Consider the following 2,348-nt stretch of genomic DNA (forward strand, 5'->3'; position numbering starts at 1 on the left):
TATGATGAAAAAAAAGAGACAAATTTTCTGACAAAATCACAGTCATTTATGACATTGAATTCCGTCAATATCCCTAATAACATGGCAATTTTATCTTTATTTAGCATTTTTTTCTTTTATGCGGCAAGGGATTTTTTTTTACAGGGGGGAGCGTGCGCCCCCAAAAAATGCCATAATTTGTTAATAGCAAATTTTTTTCTGTCAAAAAACGTCGATTATTCGCCTGTTTGTTTACTTTATAAAAGTGGCGCAAGGGAGAAACCGCACCCAAAAGGTGTAAATTAAAAATAAAAAACCACAGGATTGCCCTTATCACCGACAAAATCCTGTGGCTTTTTTCTCTTTTCTTTTTTCTTTCTTATTTCATTAGCCCAATCCCCGTCCAAAACCGCATTTCAGCCGTCCTGCCCTGCACAAAACCCATTTCTTTAAGCCTCATCGTAAAAAACCTTTCACTTACGGCGTGTTCCTTATTTTCCTCGCACCAGTCGGCATAAGCCCTGTACAAATCCCTGATCCGAATCGTAATACCGCCATCCTTCACGCACCGCTCCTTAATAAAATTTCCTATAACGTCCATTTCACCCCGATACTCGTCAGTAGCGTCAAGAATATCAGCAGGGGCGATTAACCCCTCACGCTTCCAATTAGCCGTCCCCTCCAAAAGCCAATTAAGAATACCGCTGGTCTCCTGTTTCAATTTAGCTTCCAAATTCTTATCCTGTTTTTCCTGTGCGATAGTAGTGGTAAAAGGAATTAGCTTAATCCTCCGCCAAATGCCGTGATCAGTGCCTTTAATCAAAGGCTTGTGGTTAGTCGCCATGAAAATTTTAAAACTGGGAGTAAAATTAAAATATTCGCCGTACAGAAAACGTGCGGTAATCTGGTCGTTTCCTGTAATCTTTTTAATAAGCGGTTCAGACAGCCGCCGTCCCTGTTCCGCTTCCGTAGTGGACACAAAACGAGTGCCCCTCAATCTGGCTATATCGTTAGTATATTGATCCGTGTTCTTTTTCATAAAACTTTCGGTAGGCGTGGAAGTGGCGTAATCGCCCAACAAATATTGAATCGTATTCAAGAATGTGGTTTTTCCGTTAGCCCCGCTCCCATACAAAATAAACATCGTTTGTTCCGTATTATCCCCCGTCAAAGCCCACCCCATAGCGGTTTGCAAAAATTTAATTAATTCCGGCTTATAATCCATAATCTCACGGATAAACTGCTTCCAAAGCGGACAATCGGCGTTAGGTGCATATTCAACATTGGCAAGTTTGGTGATCATATCCTCCTGCCTGTGTTCCCTGAATTCCCCTGTTACCACGTCAATAGTGCCGTTACGCACATTCAACAGCCACGGATTACCGTCAAGATCGTCAGCCGTGATATTCAACTCCTGGATATATTGAGCCGTTTTAATCATAGCCTCCCGCCTTCTTATGCTTTCGCTAATCCTCGCAAAATTCTCAATATCGATCCGTTCCCGATAATCAGTAGTTCTTGATAATTCATCGTAAATGTACCCGAATGTAAAAGAGCGATTAACTGCCTTTCTTTCTTGTCTGTTGCTTTTTCCCATAAATCTGAAGCGATTAAAAATATTAAAGAGCTATTAAAAGATAAGATTCTTTCAAGCATTTCGCATTGTAATGACACATTCTGTTTGTCAGTATTCGCTGAAACAAGCAGAATATTGGATACCGATGGGTCGATTGAAGATAAGTTATTAACAAAAAACAGAAAGGTTGTCAATAATATTTTAATCCGATCAACATATTATAAACAAAATAATGACAAAAATTTGCAACTTTCTTACTATAAGGGACTGGAAAGATATTCAACAGGCACATTTTTTAAGAAATTAAAGTATTTTATGTTCATTTTTAAGTTGAATAAAAAAGCAACATTCTTGCGGCATTATTGTATATTACGTATTATCAATATAGCTGTTATTTTGGGTCTGTTTATTTATGCGTGTGTAAATACGGGAATCGGAGAAAATAACATTTTAATGGATATGCAAAAAATGATTCACAGACCAATTAGCATATTAGCTATATTCATTTGGCCTTTAATGCAATTCATTCATGACAGAATTACTACAAAAAGTATGTATATCGAAAAAATAATATTATGCCTACTTGTAATACCTTTATTTGGTTTTACAGGGAATATTATTTTATTTAGTATTGCCTTGTTTTTCGTTTCATTTAGTTTTCAGGAATCGTTAATTATTACAGACAAGATAATATTATTTATTAATATAAAGAACAAGAATATAAATGATTTATTTAATTATTTTTCATGGTTTGCTAATATTGTTGTTATTGCGATTGTTATTTCTGCTAATT

General features: G+C 36.5%; 2 protein-coding genes. One reads left to right on the forward strand and one right to left on the reverse strand.

What is annotated here, in order from left to right; genetic code table 11:
* Positions 1-358: 358 nt before the first annotated feature.
* Complete coding sequence (locus tag ACYVRH_RS11845) at positions 359-1,576, reverse strand: DNA primase family protein (RefSeq protein WP_461257121.1); 1,218 nt, start codon at positions 1,574-1,576, stop codon at positions 359-361.
* Here ACYVRH_RS11845 and ACYVRH_RS11850 point away from each other — a divergent pair.
* A partial coding sequence (locus tag ACYVRH_RS11850; RefSeq protein WP_461257122.1) for a hypothetical protein occupies positions 1,556-2,348 on the forward strand: 793 nt, incomplete at its 3' end. The two genes, ACYVRH_RS11845 and ACYVRH_RS11850, sit on opposite strands and share 21 nt — an antisense overlap.

Source organism: Treponema sp. R80B11-R83G3, assembly GCF_054786115.1.